Source organism: Salipiger sp. PrR002 (assembly GCF_010500775.1).
Lineage (GTDB): Bacteria > Pseudomonadota > Alphaproteobacteria > Rhodobacterales > Rhodobacteraceae > Salipiger.
The window spans coordinates 1-19,215 of the sequence record NZ_JAAGOU010000044.1 but is presented as its reverse complement, the minus strand read 5'-3'; the positions used below and the strand labels follow the sequence as shown (position 1 = coordinate 19,215).

Sequence of the window (19,215 nt, the reverse complement as noted above, 5' to 3'; positions counted from 1 at the left end):
GAGAGAGGAGCCGCGCGGGACCGGTGCCCCGCGCGGTGGCTGGAAGGGCCGTTATTCCTCGTCCTCCGCGTCCAGGAGTTCCATGTTCAGGCCGAGGCCGCGGACTTCTTTCACGAGAACGTTGAAGCTCTCGGGAACGCCCGCCTCGTAGTTGTCCTCGCCCTTGACGATGCTTTCGTAGACCTTGGTCCGGCCTGCCACGTCGTCCGACTTCACGGTCAGCATTTCCTGCAGGGTGTAGGCGGCGCCATAGGCTTCCAGAGCCCAGACCTCCATCTCCCCGAAACGCTGGCCACCGAACTGCGCCTTACCACCCAGCGGCTGCTGCGTGACGAGCGAGTACGGGCCGGTGGAACGCGCGTGGATCTTGTCGTCGACAAGGTGGTGCAGCTTGAGCATGTATTTCACGCCCACCGTCACCTCACGTGCGAACTGATCGCCGGTGCGGCCATCGAACAGCACCGACTGACCGGACTGGTTGATGCCCGCGCGCTGCAGCGCGTCGTTCACGTCGGCTTCCTTGGCGCCGTCGAAGACCGGCGTCGCGATCGGCACACCGCGGGTGGCGTTGGAGGCCGCTTCAAGAAGCTGCTCCTCTTCCATGCCCTCGATGCCCTCGGCGTAGACCTCGGCACCATACGCGTGACGCATCGCCTCGCGAACCGGGGTGATGTCACCGGAACGGCGGTATTCCTGCAGGCCCTCGTCGATCTGGTTGCCCAGAGCGCGCGCAGCCCAACCCATGTGGGTTTCAAGAATCTGACCGACGTTCATACGCGACGGCACGCCCAGCGGGTTGAGGCAGAAGTCGACCGGGGTACCATCCGCAAGGAACGGCATGTCCTCAATCGGAACCACGCGCGACACAACACCTTTGTTGCCGTGACGGCCAGCCATCTTGTCGCCCGGCTGCAGCTTGCGCTTCACCGCGACGAAGACTTTGACCATCTTCATCACACCCGGCGGCAGGTCGTCGCCACGACGGACTTTCTCGACCTTGTCCTCGAAACGGGCGTCGAGCGCGCGCTTCTGCGCCTCGTACTGCTCGTGCAGGGCCTCGACGATCTGCGCGTCTGCTTCCTCGGCGAGAGCAAGCTGCCACCACTGGCCGCGGCTCAGGCTTTCGAGAAGCTCTTCGTTGATCTCCGAATTCGGGCGCACGCCCTTCGGACCCTTCACCGCGGTCTTGCCCAGGACGAGGTCCTTGAGACGGGCATAGATGTTGCGGTCGAGAATGGCGAGCTCGTCGTCCCGGTCACGGGCCAGACGTTCGACTTCCTCACGCTCGATCTGCAGCGCACGTTCGTCTTTTTCCACGCCATGGCGGTTGAAGACGCGAACTTCCACGACGGTGCCGTAGTCGCCCGGCTTCACGCGCAGCGAGGTGTCACGCACGTCCGAGGCTTTCTCACCGAAGATGGCGCGGAGGAGTTTTTCTTCCGGCGTCATCGGGCTTTCGCCCTTCGGAGTGATCTTGCCGACAAGAATGTCGCCCGGCTCCACGTCCGCACCGATATACACGATACCGGCTTCGTCGAGGTTGCGCAGGGCTTCCTCGCCGACGTTGGGAATGTCGCGGGTGATCTCTTCCGGCCCAAGCTTGGTGTCGCGGGCGGCAACTTCGAATTCCTCGATGTGGATCGAGGTATAGACGTCGTCACGCGCGATGCGCTCGGAGATCAGGATCGAGTCTTCGTAGTTGTAGCCGTTCCAGGGCATGAAGGCGACGATGATGTTCTTGCCGAGCGCCAGTTCACCGATGTCGGTGGACGGGCCGTCTGCAATCACTTCACCTTTGCCGACCTTGTCACCCACTTTCACCAGCGGACGCTGGTTGATGCAGGTGTTCTGGTTCGAGCGCTGGAACTTGCGCATGCGGTAGATGTCCACGCCCGGATCGCCCGGCTCGAGACCATCGGTCGCACGGATCACGATACGCTGCGCATCGACCTGGTCGATGATCCCGCCGCGCTTGGCCATGATCGCCGCGCCAGAGTCGCGCGCCACGACTTCCTCGATCCCGGTGCCGACCAGCGGCGCCTCGGATTTCAGAACGGGCACGGCCTGACGCTGCATGTTCGCGCCCATCAGTGCGCGGTTGGCGTCGTCGTTTTCGAGGAACGGGATGAGCGAGGCACCAACCGAGACCAGCTGCTTCGGCGAGACGTCGATCAGGTCGACGCTTTCGCGCGGCGCGAGCGTGTAGTCGCCCGACTGGCGGGTCGACACGAGGTCGTTGATGAACTTGCCGTCTTCATCCAGCGTCGCGTTGGCCTGCGCCACGGTGTGACGCATCTCTTCGGTCGCCGACATGTACTGAACTTCGTCGGTCACCTTCGCATCGATAACTTTACGATACGGGGTTTCGATGAAGCCGTACTTGTTGACGCGGGCAAAGGTGGCCAGCGAGTTGATCAGACCGATGTTCGGGCCTTCCGGCGTCTCAATCGGGCACATCCGGCCGTAGTGGGTCGGGTGCACGTCGCGCACCTCAAAGCCAGCGCGTTCGCGGGTCAGACCGCCCGGCCCGAGGGCCGACAGGCGACGCTTGTGCGTCACTTCCGACAGCGGGTTGGTCTGGTCCATGAACTGCGACAGCTGCGAGGAGCCGAAGAATTCGCGCACGGCAGCCGCGGCAGGCTTCGCGTTGATCAGGTCCTGCGGCATGACGGTGTCGATCTCGACCGACGACATACGCTCTTTGATCGCGCGCTCCATGCGGAGCAGGCCCACGCGGTACTGGTTTTCCATCAGCTCGCCAACGGAACGGACGCGACGGTTGCCGAGGTGGTCGATGTCGTCCACTTCGCCACGGCCATCACGCAGTTCGACCAGCGCCTTGATGCACTTGACGATATCGTCACGGTCCAGCGTGCGCTGGGTGTCCGGCTTGTCGAGGGCCAGACGCATGTTCATCTTCACGCGACCAACGGCCGAGAGGTCGTAGCGCTCGCTATCGAAGAACAGCGTGTCGAAGAGGGCCGAAGCGGCCTCGACGGTCGGCGGCTCACCCGGACGCATGACGCGGTAGATGTCCATGAGCGCGCTGTTGCGGTCCATGTTCTTGTCTTGCGCCATCGTGTTGCGCATGTAGGCGCCGACGGTGATGTTGTCGATGTCGAGAACGGGGATCTCGGTGACGCCCGCGTCGACCAGCTCTTTCAGGGTGCCGCCGGTGACGTCGCCGTCTTTGTCGACTTCCCAGGTCAGCTCATCGCCGGCTTCGACGTAGATCGCGCCGGTTTCTTCGTTGATGATGTCCTTGGCGACGAATTTGCCGACGATCTGCTCGAACGGCAGCAGCAGGTTCTTCACCTTGCCTTCGTCGATCAGCTTCTTCACCGCGCGCGGGGTCACCTTCTTGGTGGCCTCGGCGATGATCTCGCCGGTGTCCGCATCCACGAGGTCGTGGGTCGGGCGCGTGCCGCGCACCCGCTCGGGGAAGAACTTCGTCACCCAGCCTTCGCCACGACGCAGCGTGTAGGTCACGGTGTCGTAGTAGGCATCCATGATCTCTTCTTGGCCAAGGCCCAGTGCGTAAAGCAGGGTCGTGACCGGAAGTTTCCGGCGGCGGTCGATACGTGCAAAGACGATGTCCTTGGCGTCGAATTCGAAGTCGAGCCAGGAGCCGCGGTAGGGAATGATGCGGCAGGCGAAGAGCAGCTTGCCCGAGCTGTGGGTCTTGCCTTTGTCATGGTCGAAGAAGACGCCCGGCGAGCGGTGCATCTGGGACACGATCACGCGTTCGGTGCCGTTCACGATGAACGTACCGTTCGGGGTCATCAGGGGCATGTCGCCCATGAAGACGTCTTGTTCCTTGATGTCCTTGACGGACTTCGCACCGGTGTCTTCGTCGATATCAAACACGATGAGGCGCAGGGTCACCTTCAGCGGAGCGCTGTAGGTCATGTCGCGCTGCATGCACTCTTCGACGTCGTACTTGGGCTTTTCCAGTTCGTAGTTGACGAACTCGAGAACGGCGGTCTCGTTGAAATCCTTGATCGGGAAGACCGACTGGAAGACGCCCTTGATGCCTTCACCGTCGGTGGGCTGCAGCTGGTCGCCGGATTTCAGGAAGAGTTCGTAGGAGCTTTTCTGAACCTCGATGAGGTTCGGCATCTCCAGAACCTCGCGAATTTTACCGTAATATCTGCGGAGACGTTTCTGGCCAAGAAAGCTTTGCGCCATAGGTCTGTTCACCTTTCGCTTCTCACTGGACGCGCATGCTGTCGGGCACCAGCAGCACATCCATCCGAGACGGCAGTGTTCCGATCCATTCCTGGCCTCTGTCCCACCAGAGGCCTCCCGATCCTGGAACTCGCCTGAGAGAGGCCCCGGCCCTTCGGCAGAAGGGGCCTCTCTGAGACGGGTTCGGCTGGACCCGGAAAACTCCGGATCCAGCCTGTAGTCTCAATTGCTCCGGGCAGACCCGGACAGCAATTACTTGAGCTCGATTTCCGCGCCTGCTTCTTCGAGCTTCTTCTTGATCTCTTCGGCTTCGTCCTTGGAGACGCCTTCTTTGACAGCCTTGCCGCCGGCTTCAACCAGCTCTTTGGCTTCTTTCAGGCCCAGGCCGGTGATGCCGCGGACTTCTTTGATCACGTTGATCTTCTTGTCGCCTGCCGACTTGAGGATCACGTCGAATTCGGTCTTTTCTTCCTCAGCTGCTGCGTCGCCGCCAGCTGCCGGACCAGCCATCATCACTGCGCCGCCTGCTGCGGGCTCGATGCCGTACTCGTCCTTGAGGATGGTTTTCAGTTCTTGTGCTTCGAGCAGCGTCAGACCGACGATTTGCTCTGCAAGTGCTTTAAGATCAGCCATTTTACGTATTCCGTCTAGCTAGATGTGTTCCAACGTGCGGGTCTTCAACCCCACGAAGATCTGGTGGGATGCCGTTACGCCGCTTTCTCTTCGATGGTCGAGAGAATCGAGGCGATGTTCGATGCAGGTGCGCCAATTGCACCGGCGATGTTCGAAGCAGGCGCGCCGATGCAGCCGACGATGGAAGCAATAAGCTCATCGCGCGACGGCATTTTCGACACGGCCTCAACACCGGCCCGGTCCAGAGCCGTTCCGCCCATTGCGCCGCCGAGGATCTCGAACTTCGAGTTTGCCTTGGCGAAGTCCTCAACCACCTTGGCAGCTGCCACGGGGTCTTCGGAGTAGGTCAGAACGGTCATGCCCTCGAGGTATTCCGAAATGCTTTCGCATTCCGAGCCCTTGAGAGCGATCTTGGCGAGCCTGTTCTTGGCGACGCGAACCGACGTGTCAGCCGCGCGGGCGCGGGCACGAAGATCCGTCATCTCGGCAACCGTGAGACCTTCGTAGCGGCTAACCACCACGACGCCAGAGCTTTCAAAGATCTGGCCGAGTTCCTCGACCACTTTCTCTTTCTGGGCTCTATCCACAGTTTCACTCCAAGTTATGGAGGGGATTCGACCCCTCCGGCTCGTTCTGCCGGGTCTCCCCGGCCTCAAGGTCCGATCGGGTCGTCACATCGCGCCACCGGAACACAAGGCCCGGAACGTTATGTCTCTTCCCGTCTCAGGCAGGATTTAAGAGAAAACAGATCAACGATCCGCCGCTCACCCACCGTCTCGGACGAAATCGAGGGCCGCCACGAATCGTGCGCTGCCCTCGTCTGCTCCGCTTACCGGGTTTTACGCCCCTTGCCAAGGGCGGATCGCCCCAAATGCGGAGACGCGCAGTCTACCACCGGTTCCGCAAGATGCAATCACGCAGGTGTCGAAGATGCGAACCAGCGCCGCGGCTGGTAATTCGCGCCTCACTGCGCCGCCTCCCCTGCCTCGCAAGGGCTTTGCGACGGGCGAAGCTAACACCGCGCCCAAATGCAAAAGGCCCCACCGTTTCCGGCGGGGCCTTCGTAATCAGATCGGGTCAGATCACTCGACGTTGGCCGAGGTCACGTCAACCGACACGCCCGGGCCCATGGTCGAGCTGAGCGAGATCTTCTGAACGTAGGTGCCTTTTGCACCGGTCGGCTTCGCCTTGGCGACCGCGCTAACGAAGGCACGGATGTTCTCGGCGAGCTTGGCTTCGTCGAAGGACGCTTTGCCAACACCGGCGTGGATCACGCCAGCTTTTTCCACCTTGAACTGAACCTGGCCACCTTTCGCGTCCTTGACCGCCTGAGCGACGTCCATGGTCACGGTGCCGACCTTCGGGTTCGGCATCAGGTTGCGCGGGCCGAGCACTTTGCCCAGACGGCCGACGATCGGCATCATGTCCGGGGTCGCGATGCAGCGATCGAAATCGATGGTGCCGCCCTGAATGGTTTCCATCAGGTCTTCGGCGCCCACGATGTCTGCGCCAGCGGCCTGAGCTTCTTCAGCTTTCGGGCCACGTGCAAAGACTGCGACGCGCACGGTTTTGCCGGTGCCGTTGGGCAGGCCGACAACGCCGCGGACCATCTGGTCTGCGTGACGCGGGTCAACACCGAGGTTCATCGCGATCTCGACGGTTTCGTCGAACTTGGCCGAGGCGTTTGCCTTGATCAGAGCGACCGCTTCTTCAACGGTCACGTCTTCTTTGCCGGCAAAGGCTTCACGGGCGGCGCGGGTGCGTTTTCCGAGTTTTGCCATCTTACTTAACCTCGATGCCCATCGACTTGGCCGAGCCAAGGATGATCTGCATTGCCTGCTCGACGTCGTTCGCCGACAGGTCCTTCATCTTCGCTTCGGCGATCTCGCGCACCTGAGCGACGGTGACGGTCGCAACGGTCTCGCGGCCGGGGTTCTCGGCACCACGGGGACGGTTACGCTTGCCAACGGGCTTCAGGCCGGCAGCCTTCTTCAGGTAATAAGACGCGGGGGGCGTCTTGATGTCCATGGTGAAGGACTTGTCCTGATAGTAGGTGATCTCGGTCGGGCAGGGTGCGCCAACTTCCATGTCCTGCGTCTTGGCGTTGAACGCCTTGCAGAATTCCATGATGTTGATGCCGCGCTGACCCAGTGCCGGGCCCACGGGCGGCGACGGGTTGGCTTTGCCTGCAGGGATCTGCAGCTTCATCTTGCCAGCAAGTTTCTTGGCCATCTGGCCTCTCCTTTTTCCATGCCCGACGGACGCGTCCGCCAAGCGTTCTATGGTGTGGTCTGGTTCAGACAGCGCGCTGCCCTCGCCTCCCACCTGTTGGCGGGGTCACCCCCGCCGAGACGCTCAGCCCTGCTTCGAGACCTGAGTGAATTCTAGCTCGACCGGGGTTTCCCGGCCAAAGATCGACACCGACACGCGCAGGCGCTGGTTGTCGTCGTCCACGCCCTCGACCATGCCGTCGAAGCCCTCGAAGGGACCGTCGTTGACCTTGACCTTCTCGCCCACCTCGAAATGGATGAGCGTGCGGGGCGCTTCTTCGCCTTCCTGAACCCGGCCGAGGATCGCCTGAACTTCGGCGTCGCGCATCGGCATCGGGCGGCCCTGCGGACCAAGGAAACCGGTGACCCGGTTGATCGAGTTGACCAGGTGATAGCCCTGATCAGACATTTCCATGTGCACGAGCACATAGCCCGGCATGAAGCGGCGCTCGGTCGTGACCTTCTTGCCGCGGCGGATCTCGATGACCTCCTCGGTCGGCACGAGAACCTCGTCGATCTGGTCCTCAAGCGCCTGCTCGGCCACCGCCTGACGGATCTGCTCCGCGATCTTCTTCTCGAAGTTCGACAGAACGCTCACCGAATACCACCGCTTCGCCATCGGGCCCCTCTTCGTTTCTCGGCCACCTTGCCAGCGGCCTGTTCAGATGCGCGCCCGAAGGCGTGCTGCAGGTTCGTCGCGGATGCGCCGCGCCCCAAAAGAAAACCGGCGTGCAACCGAATCGCTGCACGCCCGCTCTGGGTAAGTTGGTCGTGCACTACCGCCACCGGGCGCCGATTTCAAGGGCTGCCCTCCGGCAAGCCCCCTGCGCCATAAAGGCGCTTCCTCTTGGCTGAAATATCCCGGGGGAGTCCGCGGATGCGGACGGGGGCAGCGCCCCCTGCCCCGGCTCAGCCGAAGAAGGACAGCAGGCCTTGCAGACCCGTGCGGATCAGGATGTCGACCAGCGCGAAAAAGATCGCGGTCAGCGTCGCCATGACAAAGACGGTGATCGTGGTCAGCACCACTTCGCGACGGGTCGGCCAGGCGATCTTGCCGATCTCGGACCGCGTCTGCTGGATGAACTGGAGCGGGTTGGTCATGCAGGTCTGCCTTGCGGGAAATCCTCGGTTGGCGGGTCGTATACGCCCGGTCGCCGCGTGTGACAAGCAGAGTCCCGCTCGCGGGGCTTCTTGTGGATACGGCATAGGACTGCAGATGACCTGCGCAGCTTCAGGCAGCGAGAGTGGCGGTTTGGTCGCCGCGACGCGAAGCCTCTGATGACAAACTCCTGAACGCACAGGGCCGAACGTGACGGAACTGTCTTGATGCCACTGCGTTCGCGCGCGCCTCGCTCTGCCCAGCCCGCCAATCAAGTCAGATAACGGAAATTACACGGAAATTTTCGCCCCCTCAGCGACGGAACGCTTGTCCGCCCGGCGGGGTTGGGTGGCCAGAAGCGAAAAGGCGATGACCCGCCACCCGCTACGAGAAACTCTTTATGGAGGACTATACGATGAAACGCATTCTTACCATTACCGCCCTCTCTTCGGTTCTTGCCACCGGCGCGCTTGCCGCAACGGAAGAGCAGTCCAACCTGATCAACCAGTATGCGCCCGACGTCAATGTCGAGATGCTGAGCGACCAGCAGGTCATCGAAGCCTTCGCCATCGCCAACAGCGGCGACTCGGACATCCACAAGGGCGAGAAGATCGAAGCCATCGCCATGCGCGACGACGAGCCGATGACCTTCTCGACCGAGCAGATGGCTCAGATCGAAGAATATCTGCCCGCCGAAACGGTGATGATGATGACCGGTCAGCAGCGCGCCGACGCTCTGGCGATCATCAACGGTGCCGACACCGATGACGATGTGAAGGCCCAGCTCATGGCCCTCGCCGATGACGCCACCCCGGCGCTAACCCCGGCAGAAGTGTCGCGCGTCGAGACCCTCGCGCCCGACGCAGATCTGACCGTTCTGACCGCCGAGCAGGTGAGCCAGATCCGCGCCCTCATCTACACCGATGAGAACGACGCGCAGCTCAAAGGCCGCATCATGGATGTTGTGTCGTAAGGCGACTACATAACAATATGCGGTAGGTGATCTCGGTCGCCTCCGCATGGCCACAAGGGCCGCACCGGACATCCCCGGTGCGGCCCTTCGCGTTCTACCTCAGGTTTAACGTCGATTTCCGAGTGCAACACCGCCTCATGAAGCACAGCAGAAGCCCCATCTGCATTGAACTTCGGTGATTTTTGCTGACTGCGCGGACAATCGTGGCGCATGATGCGCCGCAAGATTGTCTGCAAGTTTTGTAAAAAGCGGCCGCATTTGAGACCTTTGATTGAACAGTATACGTCTATTCGGCTGCACCTTCTCGGGCCCCTGTGTCTTCAGGATCGCGAGGGCCGTGATTGCACGCCGCAAAGCCAACCCGCGCAGGCGGTGCTGGCCATGCTGGCGCTCGCGCCGCGGGGCACCATCCGGCGCAGCCGCTTGCAGAGCCTGATGTGGTCCAACAAAGAGGCGCATTTTGCCTCGCAAAGCCTGCGCAGCGCGCTTTATGCGCTGCGCCGCGATCTCGCCAAGGCCGGAGGCGAGGGGCTGCTGCTCTCCGACAGCGCCAGCATCACCCTGCAGACCGAAAATCTGTGGATCGACGTGCTTGCCTTGGACCAGCCAGACGAAATGGCCCGCCTGCGCGAGCGCTACGGTGCTGCGGTTCCCGAACTGCTCGAAGGGCTCGACCTACGCTCGGCGGATGACGAATTCGAGGATTGGCTGCGGGTTCAGCGCAGCCATTGGCGCGAGCGTCTGCTGGAGGCCCCAACGGCAGAGGCAGCCGCGCCTGCGCCCCCCAAAGACCCCGCGCCCCATCGCGGCGCGGTGATCGGACTTCTGCCCAGTGCCAGCCAGCCCGCAGACAGCATGCTGCGGTTTCAGGCCGACACGCTGCTCGAACAGCTGATCTTCGGCGTGCAGCACCTCGTGCCGACGACGATCAACGACTTTCGCGAGACCCTGCCCGGAACCGTGCCCAGCGACAGCCTGCACAATCGCCCGGACATCCTTCTGCGGATGAGCAGCAGTTGCTTTGGCAACAGCGCGGGTCTTCGGCTTCAGGCGTTTCACGGCGGCAACAACAGTCTGCTCTGGTCGCTCTCGTCGAATCCGATCGACAAAGCCCAGATGAGCGTCGAAAGCCCCGCGCTCGCCCGCTTCGTCGGCGAGGCCATGGACCGCATCTGCCATACGCTGACCTCGCCGCACGGGCTGCGGCGCGATGCGGTGATCTCCCCGTTCCATGCCATCGTCGAGATGTTCCGCCTCGACCATGGCGCGCTCGACGCGCTCAAGGGTGAGTTGCAGCACGCCTATGGCATCACCCGAAACACCACCTACCTCAGCATTCTCGCCTATCTGAATACCTTCACCGTGGGCGAGCATTGGCAGAGCTTCTCGCCGCAGGTGGCCGAGGAAACCGCCGATCTGGTCGCCCGCGTCGAGGCCGAACAGCCGTGGAATGGCGTCGCCATGGCGCTGGCCGGCCACGCCAAGGCCTATGTGCTGCACGACATGCTGGGCGCCGAGTTGCTGCTGAAGCGGGCGGTCGAGATCAATCCCTATATGGCGATCAGTTGGGACCACCTCGCGCTGCACGCGCTTTACACCGCGCGCTACGATCTGGCCTCCACCGCCTCGCGCCGGGCCGAGGCGCTGGGACACTGCAGCCCGCTCGCCTTCACCTATGAGCAGACGCGCTGCATGATCGACACGCTTGAGGCGCGCTTCGACAGCGCGGCGGAACTGGGCCAGCGCATTCTGGCGCGGCGGCCCCGCTTCGGCGCGGCGCTGCGCTACACTGCCATCAGCCTCGCGCATCTGGGAAAGCTCGACGAGGCGCGCGTCCTCATCGGGCGCATCCGCGAGATGGACCCGGATTTCTCGCCCAGCTGGGTGGACCGGAATCGCATGGCGGTGAATGATGAAAACGGACGTCTCATTTTGTCCGCGGGTTTGAAAAAAGCGATTTGCTAAAGATCGGGAGAGGGACATGTCTATATTTGGAGAGACACTTCGCAACAGTTGGCTGCTTGCGGTCGGTGACAGCTTTGAGTTGAGTGCCCCCGCCGCAGCTCCGCCGGGACTGGTGGCTGGCGGCGCGGCGGTTCTTGGGGCCAATGCCGCGGGCAGCGGCGGCGCTTCGGCGGTTCTGAACCGGAACCGCAACAGGAACCGCAACCGCAATCGCAACAGGAACCGAAATCGCAACCGCAACAGGAACCGCACCAACGTCGAGGGCGGCAGCGCCTCTTACGAATACGGGGACATCCTGCTGCCGTGGCGCGAGATCGAGCGGCTGCACCAATTGCGCGACTATTGGATCGACCTGCCGATCGGCCTGCCCCCTGCCCTCTCGGTTTTCCACGCCCAGACGCTGGAGCTCTTCGACAAGCAGGTGCTGCGCGACACCGACGCGCACCGGGGACGCAAGGACGAGATCCTGCGCGAGGCCGAACTGGAGCTGTCGGGCTACCTGCGGCCACTGGGGATCGAGAACCTGTCGGGCTATGACCACACGGTGGCCCTCTTCCTGATGGTGGCCCGCCTCGCCGAGGAGGTGGGCATGCGCTACAAGGAGCGCTTCAACGTGCCGCGCCCCAGTGCCATCGAGCCACGTCTGCGGCCCTATATCCCGGTGCCCGCGCATGCCTCATGGCCATCGAACCATTCGCTGCAGTCGTTCTCGATCGCCTTCGTTTTCAGCCGCGTGCTGCCCGAGCATCCGGGCATCGTAGAACTGTTCCGCAGCGCCCGACGCATCGCCGAGAACCGCGAATGGGCGGGCATCCACTACCCCGCCGACACCAAGGCCGGGCATGATCTCGCGCGGATGCTGACGCCGGTGTTCGAGGTGGTGCTGGAAGAGCAAATGCTGCGCGCCCGCGCCGAGTGGCTCTGAGGAGGTAGGATCATGGCACGCATCACCCCGCCCGCAAGCACCCGTGGCTCGGGCCGCTACGATGGCTACCACGCGCTTTGGCATCTCTTCACGCTGGGCCTCATGGACGCCCCAGACGGCTTTGACAGCAGCGCATGGGACGCGGCAGAAGATCGCATCGACCAGGGCGACGAGCCCATCCGCGTTGCGCTGATCGACGTCTCGGTCGCCCCGTCCCACCCCAACCTCGAAGGGGCCATCGCCTGGGATCTCGCGGTGGATTTCTTCTCGAACCGGCTCGGCACCTTTCCCGATCCTGCGGGCTCTCGGCTGCAAACCCTGCTGGCCGCCGCCACGCCCGTCGGCAATGCCACCGCGCAGGCGCTTATGGATGAGATGACGGCGCATATGGCGGCGGAATACACTGCTGCGCAGTCAGCAACCGACACCAGCCAGCGCATCTTTCCCGCCACCTCCGCCGCCTTCTCGGGGCATGGCACCGCCATGGCTGGGCTGATCGGCGCGCGCCCCGTTGCCGCCGAGGACGTGAACCTTGTCGGCACGCACCTTCGGCCTCTACCGAACGGACCCGATCTGCAGGTGGACAGCCCGCTTGCGGGCCACGGCCTGCCATATATCGGCGTCGATCCGACCTGCGAGATCGTTCCGATCTCGACCAGCTTCGATCCCGACCCCGAACAGTTCCTCGCCGCGATGCTCTATGCGCATCTGATCGATGCCGATCTGATCGTGCTGGCCCGCGACTTCCCCGATCCGTGGCGCAGCCCTGTGACAGACCTTCCCGCGACCAGCGATGGCACCAGCGCGCCCCGCGAGCGGCACCTTCTGCGCAAGACCTACCCGGTGAGCTACTCAAAGCAGGAGGCCGCACTCTGGGCCGCGCTGCATGATCTGGTGCCGCAGATGTCGCTTAGGCGGCCGATCCTGTGCGCCAGTGGCAATGGCGGCGACGGCACCCGGCTTTATCCCGGCTCTCTGGCGGCTGACGACAATGGCATCATCCTAGTCGGTGCCCACACCAGCGAGGGCCTGCGGGCGGGCTATTCCAACACCGGCTCGGCGAGCGTTCCGATCACGCTCTACGCGCCGAGCGGCGACAGCGAGCGGCTGGACCAGCAGAGCGTGCGGCTCGACCAGATGGCTCCGGACTTCTATGCCAACACCCACTCGCCCAGCTATCTGGAAGATGGCGAGACCTACTCTCCGCTCGATGTGATCAGCACCGATGTACCAGGCGCCGCAGGCTATAACGGCAGCCCCTTCCCCGAGATTCTGCCCTCCGAGGACACATTGCCCGACTACCGGTCGTACTACTGCCGGTTCAGCGGAACCTCGGCGGCAACCGCAATCGCGGCGGGGATGCTGGCACTGGCGATGAGCGCGGGAAAGATCGCGCGAGGCGACGGCGTGGCGGCCAAGCAAAAGCTGCGCGGCACAATGGCTCCCACCAATGATGACGCCGCAGAGCCCAAACTGAACTGGGCAAACATCTAGACGGCATTAGACGGCATGGGCACAGAGGGGCGCAGCGGCCCAAGGGAGCGGTTCCCGCCATGATTGCAAGATCATCCGGCGCTGCCTAGGCTGACGCAATCTCGGCAAATGGAAGGTATCTCATGCGCGACCGGAGCTTCGGCAGAACGATCTGGAACCTGATCCTCGCGGTGTTCAATGCCACGCTGATCCTACTGGCCCTATGCCTGTTCCTCGCCCTGCAGCTGACCAACCGCGCGCAGGAGATCACCGACAGTTTCGCGCGTAATCTCGTCTCGCTCGACCCGTTGCGCGCCGAGATCGGCGAGATGACCTCGGAGGTGAGCGGGCTGCGGAGCGATCTGGGGGCCTTGCGCGAAGACAGTTCGGATCTGACATCAGACGCGGCACAGCGGATCACCGCGCGGCTCGACAAGCTGGAAGGCCGGCTCGACACCGCGGCACAGCGCATCGACGGGCTGATCTCGAGCCCCGAGAAACTGGTCGATCAGGCCATCGACCGGGTCGCCGAAGAGATCAAGCTGGGGATCGGCGAGTGGCGCAGATGCACGCCTGCCGACACCCTGTCGCTGGCGGGGCCCGAGGCGCTTACACCGCCTCGAACACCAGCCCCATCGAATCCCGCAGGGTGATCGGCCCGCCAAGGTAGTCATCACCAATGCCGGGGCTGCGCAGCACCAGCCGCCAGTCACGCCCGCGCTCGGCTTCCGGCAGCAGTTTCAGCGGCTCGATCTCGTCGGTTTCGCGGCCTTCCATGTGGCAAACGGCGAACACCTTGCGCCCCTCGGGGCCGTTGCGCAGCGCGGCAAAAACGGTGCGCCCGTCGAGCGGCTCGAGATAGCGGAACTGATCGGCCTCACCGAAATTGCCGCGCAGCCACGGGTTCGACTGCCGGAAATCGCGCAATTTGCGCATAAAGCCGGTCTGGTTCGGATCGAGATACGACAAATAATGCGAGACGTTGCAGTATTCGTGCATGTCGTCCATCCACGCGCAGGCGATCTGCTTGAGCAGCCCCACGGTGAACCGATCCGGTCCGGCCAGCGGCGGCTCGACCGCGTTGAGCAGCGCAGCAATCGTGTTGAGATCGTATTCGGTCACCTCGACCAGCGCCGGCAGGAACTCGAAGAACCGCGCCAGATCCTCGCGGGTCTCAAAGCCCAGTTCCTTCAGCCGCCGGAAGTTGCCGGGGATCGAATAGCTGTAACTGTCGACCTGCCATTTGAGGCTGATCGCCTCTTCGGCCACGACCTTCACCCCGTATTTGTCATCCTGATTGCGGATGAACCCCCAACTGGCGCGCGCCGTGGCGTTGAGGAAATCCATCGGCACGCCAGGGAACACCGCATAGGTCAGGATCGACACCGCTGGGTTGTCATAGGCCTTGTCGAGGATCTCCATCTTGGTGTCGCCAAGCCGGGTGTTGATGTTGAGCTTGGGGTTCACCTGCGTGCCCCGGCGCAGCGTGTCGTGGTTGGCCGTACCCGAGATCCAATTGGCACCATGCGCGAGGATCTCTTTGATGCGCCAGTATTTCGACAGCCAGAACGTGTAGATGAACGGCGTGTTGTGGGCGAAGGTCAGCGGCCCCCATTGGAACACGTCCGGATCATGGGTCTGGTTCTCGATCACCGCGCGGTAGGTCGAGCTCAGCTCCCAGTCCTCGTCGGGCCACGGACGGCCATCCTCAAAGACGAACCACGGCTGGTAGCTGGTCCCGGCCACCTCCTGTTCGAGCCCCGACATCTCGGCAAGGTAGTCATCGTCGTGGCGCAGCGTCTGCGCCGCCCAGTCCCACCATTTGAAATCCTGCGCGCCGTCGACCCGCACGCCGTCCGCGCCGAAGTTCACCTTGCGCCGCTGCATCTCCAGAAGGATGCCGCGCACATAGGGGTTCAGATAGTCGAGGTTCTGCCCGTACATGTTGGGCCCGGCGAAATAATGGCTCGACAGCACATCAAGCCCCTGATTGTCCGAATGCCCGAACACCACGTCGAGGATCAGCTTCTTGGGCTTGCCCGGAAAGTTGTGCAGCGCGGCGGCAAGATCGACCAACTCGTCAGGTCGCGCGGTTTCCAGCAGCACAGGGTTCACCGTCGCCATGCCCGAGATCACCACGTCGTAACCCCAGTTGGTGGTGTTGGGGCGGGTCAGCGTCGCCTCGACCCGCTCTTCGCTTGCCGCGCCTTCGGTCCAGAAGGGCGGTCCGGCCTCATAAACCGTCGTCGGCTCCACCGGGAGCGGCTGTACCGCGTCATAGCCCATGAACAGCTCATCCGCCGGCTCAAGCGGCAGCCCATGAGCCACACGCTCGGCGAGACGCTGAATCTGCCGGGTCAGGCTGGCCAATGTGCCGCCCGCAGTGGCGGTGGGGATATGCAGTTGCAGGATGCTGGTGGGCGGCGTGAACTTATGCGGCGCATCGCCTTTGAGGGCCTCGAAATACCCCTTGTCGGTGCGCGCCTCCTGCATTGCGGCCACGTCATAGACCTCGGCGGGCGCAAAGGCGCCGTAGGGCACCGACATTGCCAGCGGGTCGAGAATACGGGTGTAATTGTGATCCGCGTCGCGCCAGACCAGCGCATAGAAATCGCCGGTCACCTCGCGCGTGCCCGCCTTCACCCCGCTTGCCACGCAGAAGGCGAACGCCTCGCAGCGCTGCACAGGCAAGAGCACCCGCTCGAAGGCGAGCTCGCTGTGCGAGACCGCAAGATCAAGCTCGGCCCCCGCTTCGGGCCGCAAAAGCTCGATGAAGATGTCGCCGTCCGCGATGCTCCAGTCCTGCAATTCAGGAACGAAGAAGCCAAAGACCACCCGGTCTCCTTCGACCTGAGCTCCAAGACGCCGCGCGATGCTGCGCCCGGCGCTGAAGCGGTCCTCGGCGGTGGTGAGGATGCGCTCGCACCAATCGGCGAGCTCGGCGGTCGCTTCGGCGTCGAAGGCGGGCGGGTCCATGCGGTCGTACACGTGGCGTCTCCTGTGGTCTTGCGGTCCGGGTCTGGGGCCCTGATGCGGGTCAGGTGTCTTCGGGAGTGAACATCAGCGTCGACAAGGGCGGCAGCATCATGCGGGCCGAGGCTGGCTGCCCCTTCAGGCCGGGCTGGTCGGCACGCACGCGCCCCATGTTGCCCACGCCAGACCCACCATAGGCCGTCGCATCGCTGTTGAAAATCTCGCGCCACGCCCCGCCCTTCGGCATCCCGACGGCAAAGCCATCCTGCGCGACAGCCGAGAAATTGCAAACCACCACCACCGGCGGATCCCCCGGTGCCCCCTTGCGCAGCCAGGCAAAGACGTTTTGCTCGGCCGCATCGGCGTCCAGCCACTCAAAGCCCTCGGGCAGGCAGTCGTAGCGATGCAGCGCGGGCATCTCGCGGTAGAGACGGTTGAGGTCGCGCACGAGGCTTTGCATTCCAGCGTGGCGCGGCTGATCCAGCAGGTCCCAGTCCAATTGCCCCTCAAAGGCCCACTCACGCGATTGCGCGAACTCCTGCCCCATGAACAGCAGCTTCTTACCGGGATGCCCCCACATGAACCCATAGTATGCGCGCAGGTTGGCGAATTTCTCGGCCGACTCCCCCGGCATCTTGCCCAGCATAGAGCCTTTGCCATGCACCACCTCGTCGTGGCTCAGCGCGAGCACGAAGTTCTCGGAAAAGGCATAGGTCAGCCCGAAGGTCACCTGATGATGGTGATGCTGGCGATAGATCGGATCGAGCGCGACATAGCTCAACGTGTCGTGCATCCAGCCCATGTTCCACTTGAAGCCAAAGCCAAGTCCGCCATCCTCCACCGGGCGCGAGACTTTGGGATAGGCGGTGCTCTCCTCGGCGACGGTCATCGTGCCGGGCATCGCGCCATAGACCTCGGTATTCATCCGGCGCAGCAGATCGATCGCTTCGTAATTCTCGCGACCGCCGTCCTTATTCGGCACCCACTCGCCATCATTGCGCGAATAGTCGCGGTAGAGCATCGAGGCCACCGCATCCACGCGCAGCCCGTCCACATGGTATTCCTGCACCCAGTAGCTGGCATTGGCGATGAGGAAATTGGCCACTCCGGGGCGGCCGAAATCATAGATCAGCGTGTTCCAGTCGCGGTGAAAGCCTTCGCGCGGATCACCGTACTCATAAAGGGGCGTGCCATCGAACTTCGCCAGCCCATGCGCATCCGACGGAAAATGCGCCGGCACCCAGTCGAGCAGAATACCCAGACCTTTCTGATGCGCCGCATCCACCAGATCGCGGAACTCATGCGGCGGCCCGTGCCGCACCGTCGGCGCGTAAAGCCCGGTCGGCTGATAGCCCCACGAGCCGTCGAAAGGATGTTCGGCCACCGGCAGAAGCTCGATATGGGTGAAGCCCATGTCCGCCGCATAGTCCACCAGCTTGACCGCCGCTTCCTTGTAAGAAATCGGGCGATCGTTCTGCGTCCCATCGCGCCACCAAGAACCGAGGTGCACCTCATAGATCGAGATCGGCGCCTCCCGCGCGTTCCGTGCCGCACGGCTCTCCATCCAAGCGCCGTCGTCCCAGCCGTAGCCAGAGATATCCCGCACCACGCTGGCATTGTCGGGCCGCAACTGGCCACCAAAGCCCACCGGATCAGCCTTCAGCGGCAGCACCTGACCGGAACCATCAACGATCTCATACTTGTAGAGCGTCCCCTCGCCCAAGTCGGGCAGAAAGATCTCCCACAGACCGCTTCCGCGTTTGCGCAGAACGTCGCGTCGCCCATCCCATTCGTTGAATGGCCCGACCACCGAAACCCGCTGCGCGTGCGGCGCCCAAAGGGCAAAATGCGTGCCCTGCACACCTTCATGCTCCATCACATGCGCGCCGAGCGCCTCCCAGAGACGACGATGCGTGCCCTCGGCGATCAGATGCACGTCCAGATCGCCCAGCACCGGGCCGAAGCTATAGGGATCCCGATAGCTGATGGTCTCCCCCGCCGCCGTGGTCTTGCGCAGCACATAGCCGCCCTGCCCCGCGATCTCGCCGGTGAAAATCTCTTCGGCCCCCTGCACAGGCTCAAGCTCTACGGTCCCGCCGGGCGCTATGGCAAACATCCGGTCCGCGCCGGGCGCGAACACCGAAATGGCCACACCGCCCCGCGCCGGACGCGGCCCGAGCATGGAGAAAAGATCGTCCGCCGTTCCCTCGGCGATGGCGCGTGCTTGGGCCAGTTGCATGGTGAAAGGTCTCCCTTGCTCGGCTTTGCAGGTCGCGCGCGCATAGGGCGGCGCAGGTGCCCCTAGACCTAACGCATTCCCCCGCGCGGTCAAAAACGGGCGGCCCGATCCGTCGAGAGAGGCGGCGGCCTGCTCGGGGGCGGTGTTTTCTGACCAATATATTGGCGTTACGCCGTGTGGCTGCACGCGTTTTAGGCGAGCCGCAGGAGGTAGCGTGGTGTTTCTGGCGCACTCGACGGCAGACCGCCACTGGGCGTTGAGTGTCGTGAGGACCGCAGAAACACAAAAAGCAGCCTGATTGGCTGCTTGTGGTGGTTGGATTTATGGGGTCGACTGGTTGCGGGAGTAGGATTTGAACCTACGACCTTCAGGTTATGAGCCTGACGAGCTACCGGGCTGCTCCATCCCGCGACAGTGTCGATTTAGATCGTTTTGAGAGATACGTTTGGTTGATTTATTGTGGGTTTTACTAGGTTT

14 protein-coding genes and 1 tRNA gene are annotated in these 19,215 nt (G+C 63.1%); 5 read left to right on the top strand and 10 right to left on the bottom strand.

What is annotated here, in order from left to right; all coding sequences use genetic code 11:
* Nucleotides 1–51: 51 nt before the first annotated feature.
* The 7 genes from rpoB to secE all read right to left on the bottom strand — a co-directional run bounded on the left by rpoB (nucleotide 52) and on the right by secE (nucleotide 8,192).
* Nucleotides 52–4,188 carry a DNA-directed RNA polymerase subunit beta gene (gene rpoB, locus G0A00_RS24260; RefSeq protein ID WP_164184852.1) on the bottom strand — a complete coding sequence of 1,379 codons (4,137 nt, stop codon included), beginning with the start codon at nucleotides 4,186–4,188 and terminating at the stop codon, nucleotides 52–54.
* A gap of 252 nt (nucleotides 4,189–4,440) precedes the next feature.
* Nucleotides 4,441–4,821, bottom strand: a complete 381-nt coding sequence (rplL, locus tag G0A00_RS24255) for a 50S ribosomal protein L7/L12 (protein ID WP_066104030.1) — start codon at nucleotides 4,819–4,821, stop codon at nucleotides 4,441–4,443.
* Nucleotides 4,822–4,895: 74 nt separating this feature from the next.
* Nucleotides 4,896–5,408 (bottom strand): 50S ribosomal protein L10, encoded by a 513-nt coding sequence (rplJ, locus tag G0A00_RS24250; RefSeq protein WP_066104027.1) that lies wholly within the window; start codon nucleotides 5,406–5,408, stop codon nucleotides 4,896–4,898.
* Nucleotides 5,409–5,903: 495 nt separating this feature from the next.
* The gene (gene rplA, locus G0A00_RS24245) at nucleotides 5,904–6,602 is read right to left on the bottom strand and encodes a 50S ribosomal protein L1 (RefSeq protein WP_164184845.1); all 699 of its coding nucleotides are present in this window, start codon (nucleotides 6,600–6,602) and stop codon (nucleotides 5,904–5,906) included.
* 1 nt (nucleotide 6,603) lies between these two features.
* The gene (gene rplK, locus G0A00_RS24240; RefSeq protein WP_066104020.1) at nucleotides 6,604–7,053 is read right to left on the bottom strand and encodes a 50S ribosomal protein L11; all 450 of its coding nucleotides are present in this window, start codon (nucleotides 7,051–7,053) and stop codon (nucleotides 6,604–6,606) included.
* A 123-nt stretch (nucleotides 7,054–7,176) separates the two neighbouring features.
* Entirely contained in the window at nucleotides 7,177–7,710 is a 534-nt protein-coding gene (nusG, locus tag G0A00_RS24235; RefSeq protein ID WP_066104017.1) for a transcription termination/antitermination protein NusG, read from the bottom strand.
* A 290-nt stretch (nucleotides 7,711–8,000) separates the two neighbouring features.
* Entirely contained in the window at nucleotides 8,001–8,192 is a 192-nt protein-coding gene (gene secE / locus G0A00_RS24230; RefSeq protein WP_066104015.1) for a preprotein translocase subunit SecE, read from the bottom strand.
* 413 nt (nucleotides 8,193–8,605) lie between these two features.
* Here secE and G0A00_RS24225 point away from each other — a divergent pair, with 413 nt between their 5' ends.
* The 5 genes from G0A00_RS24225 to G0A00_RS24205 all read left to right on the top strand — a co-directional run bounded on the left by G0A00_RS24225 (nucleotide 8,606) and on the right by G0A00_RS24205 (nucleotide 14,179).
* On the top strand, nucleotides 8,606–9,163 hold the full coding sequence (locus tag G0A00_RS24225) for a hypothetical protein (RefSeq protein WP_164184846.1): 558 nt from the start codon (nucleotides 8,606–8,608) through the stop codon (nucleotides 9,161–9,163).
* Between the two features lie 381 nt (nucleotides 9,164–9,544).
* Entirely contained in the window at nucleotides 9,545–11,128 is a 1,584-nt protein-coding gene (locus tag G0A00_RS24220; protein ID WP_164184847.1) for a hypothetical protein, read from the top strand.
* A gap of 16 nt (nucleotides 11,129–11,144) precedes the next feature.
* The gene (locus G0A00_RS24215) at nucleotides 11,145–12,053 is read left to right on the top strand and encodes a phosphatase PAP2 family protein (RefSeq protein WP_164184848.1); all 909 of its coding nucleotides are present in this window, start codon (nucleotides 11,145–11,147) and stop codon (nucleotides 12,051–12,053) included.
* A gap of 12 nt (nucleotides 12,054–12,065) precedes the next feature.
* Nucleotides 12,066–13,547: a S8/S53 family peptidase gene (locus tag G0A00_RS24210; RefSeq protein ID WP_164184849.1), complete on the top strand. Its 1,482-nt coding sequence runs from the start codon at nucleotides 12,066–12,068 to the stop codon at nucleotides 13,545–13,547.
* Nucleotides 13,548–13,669: 122 nt separating this feature from the next.
* Nucleotides 13,670–14,179 (top strand): hypothetical protein, encoded by a 510-nt coding sequence (locus G0A00_RS24205; RefSeq protein WP_164184850.1) that lies wholly within the window; start codon nucleotides 13,670–13,672, stop codon nucleotides 14,177–14,179.
* Here the strand turns inward: G0A00_RS24205 and gghA are convergent.
* The 3 genes from gghA to G0A00_RS24190 form a co-directional block, all read right to left on the bottom strand.
* Nucleotides 14,136–16,514 carry a glucosylglycerol hydrolase gene (gene gghA / locus G0A00_RS24200; RefSeq protein ID WP_368667744.1) on the bottom strand — a complete coding sequence of 793 codons (2,379 nt, stop codon included), beginning with the start codon at nucleotides 16,512–16,514 and terminating at the stop codon, nucleotides 14,136–14,138. The two genes, G0A00_RS24205 and gghA, sit on opposite strands and share 44 nt — an antisense overlap.
* 49 nt (nucleotides 16,515–16,563) lie before the next feature.
* Complete coding sequence (glgB, locus tag G0A00_RS24195; protein ID WP_164184851.1) at nucleotides 16,564–18,738, bottom strand: 1,4-alpha-glucan branching protein GlgB; 2,175 nt, start codon at nucleotides 18,736–18,738, stop codon at nucleotides 16,564–16,566.
* Nucleotides 18,739–19,072: 334 nt separating this feature from the next.
* A tRNA-Met gene (locus G0A00_RS24190) sits at nucleotides 19,073–19,149 on the bottom strand.
* Nucleotides 19,150–19,215: the final 66 nt, after the last annotated feature.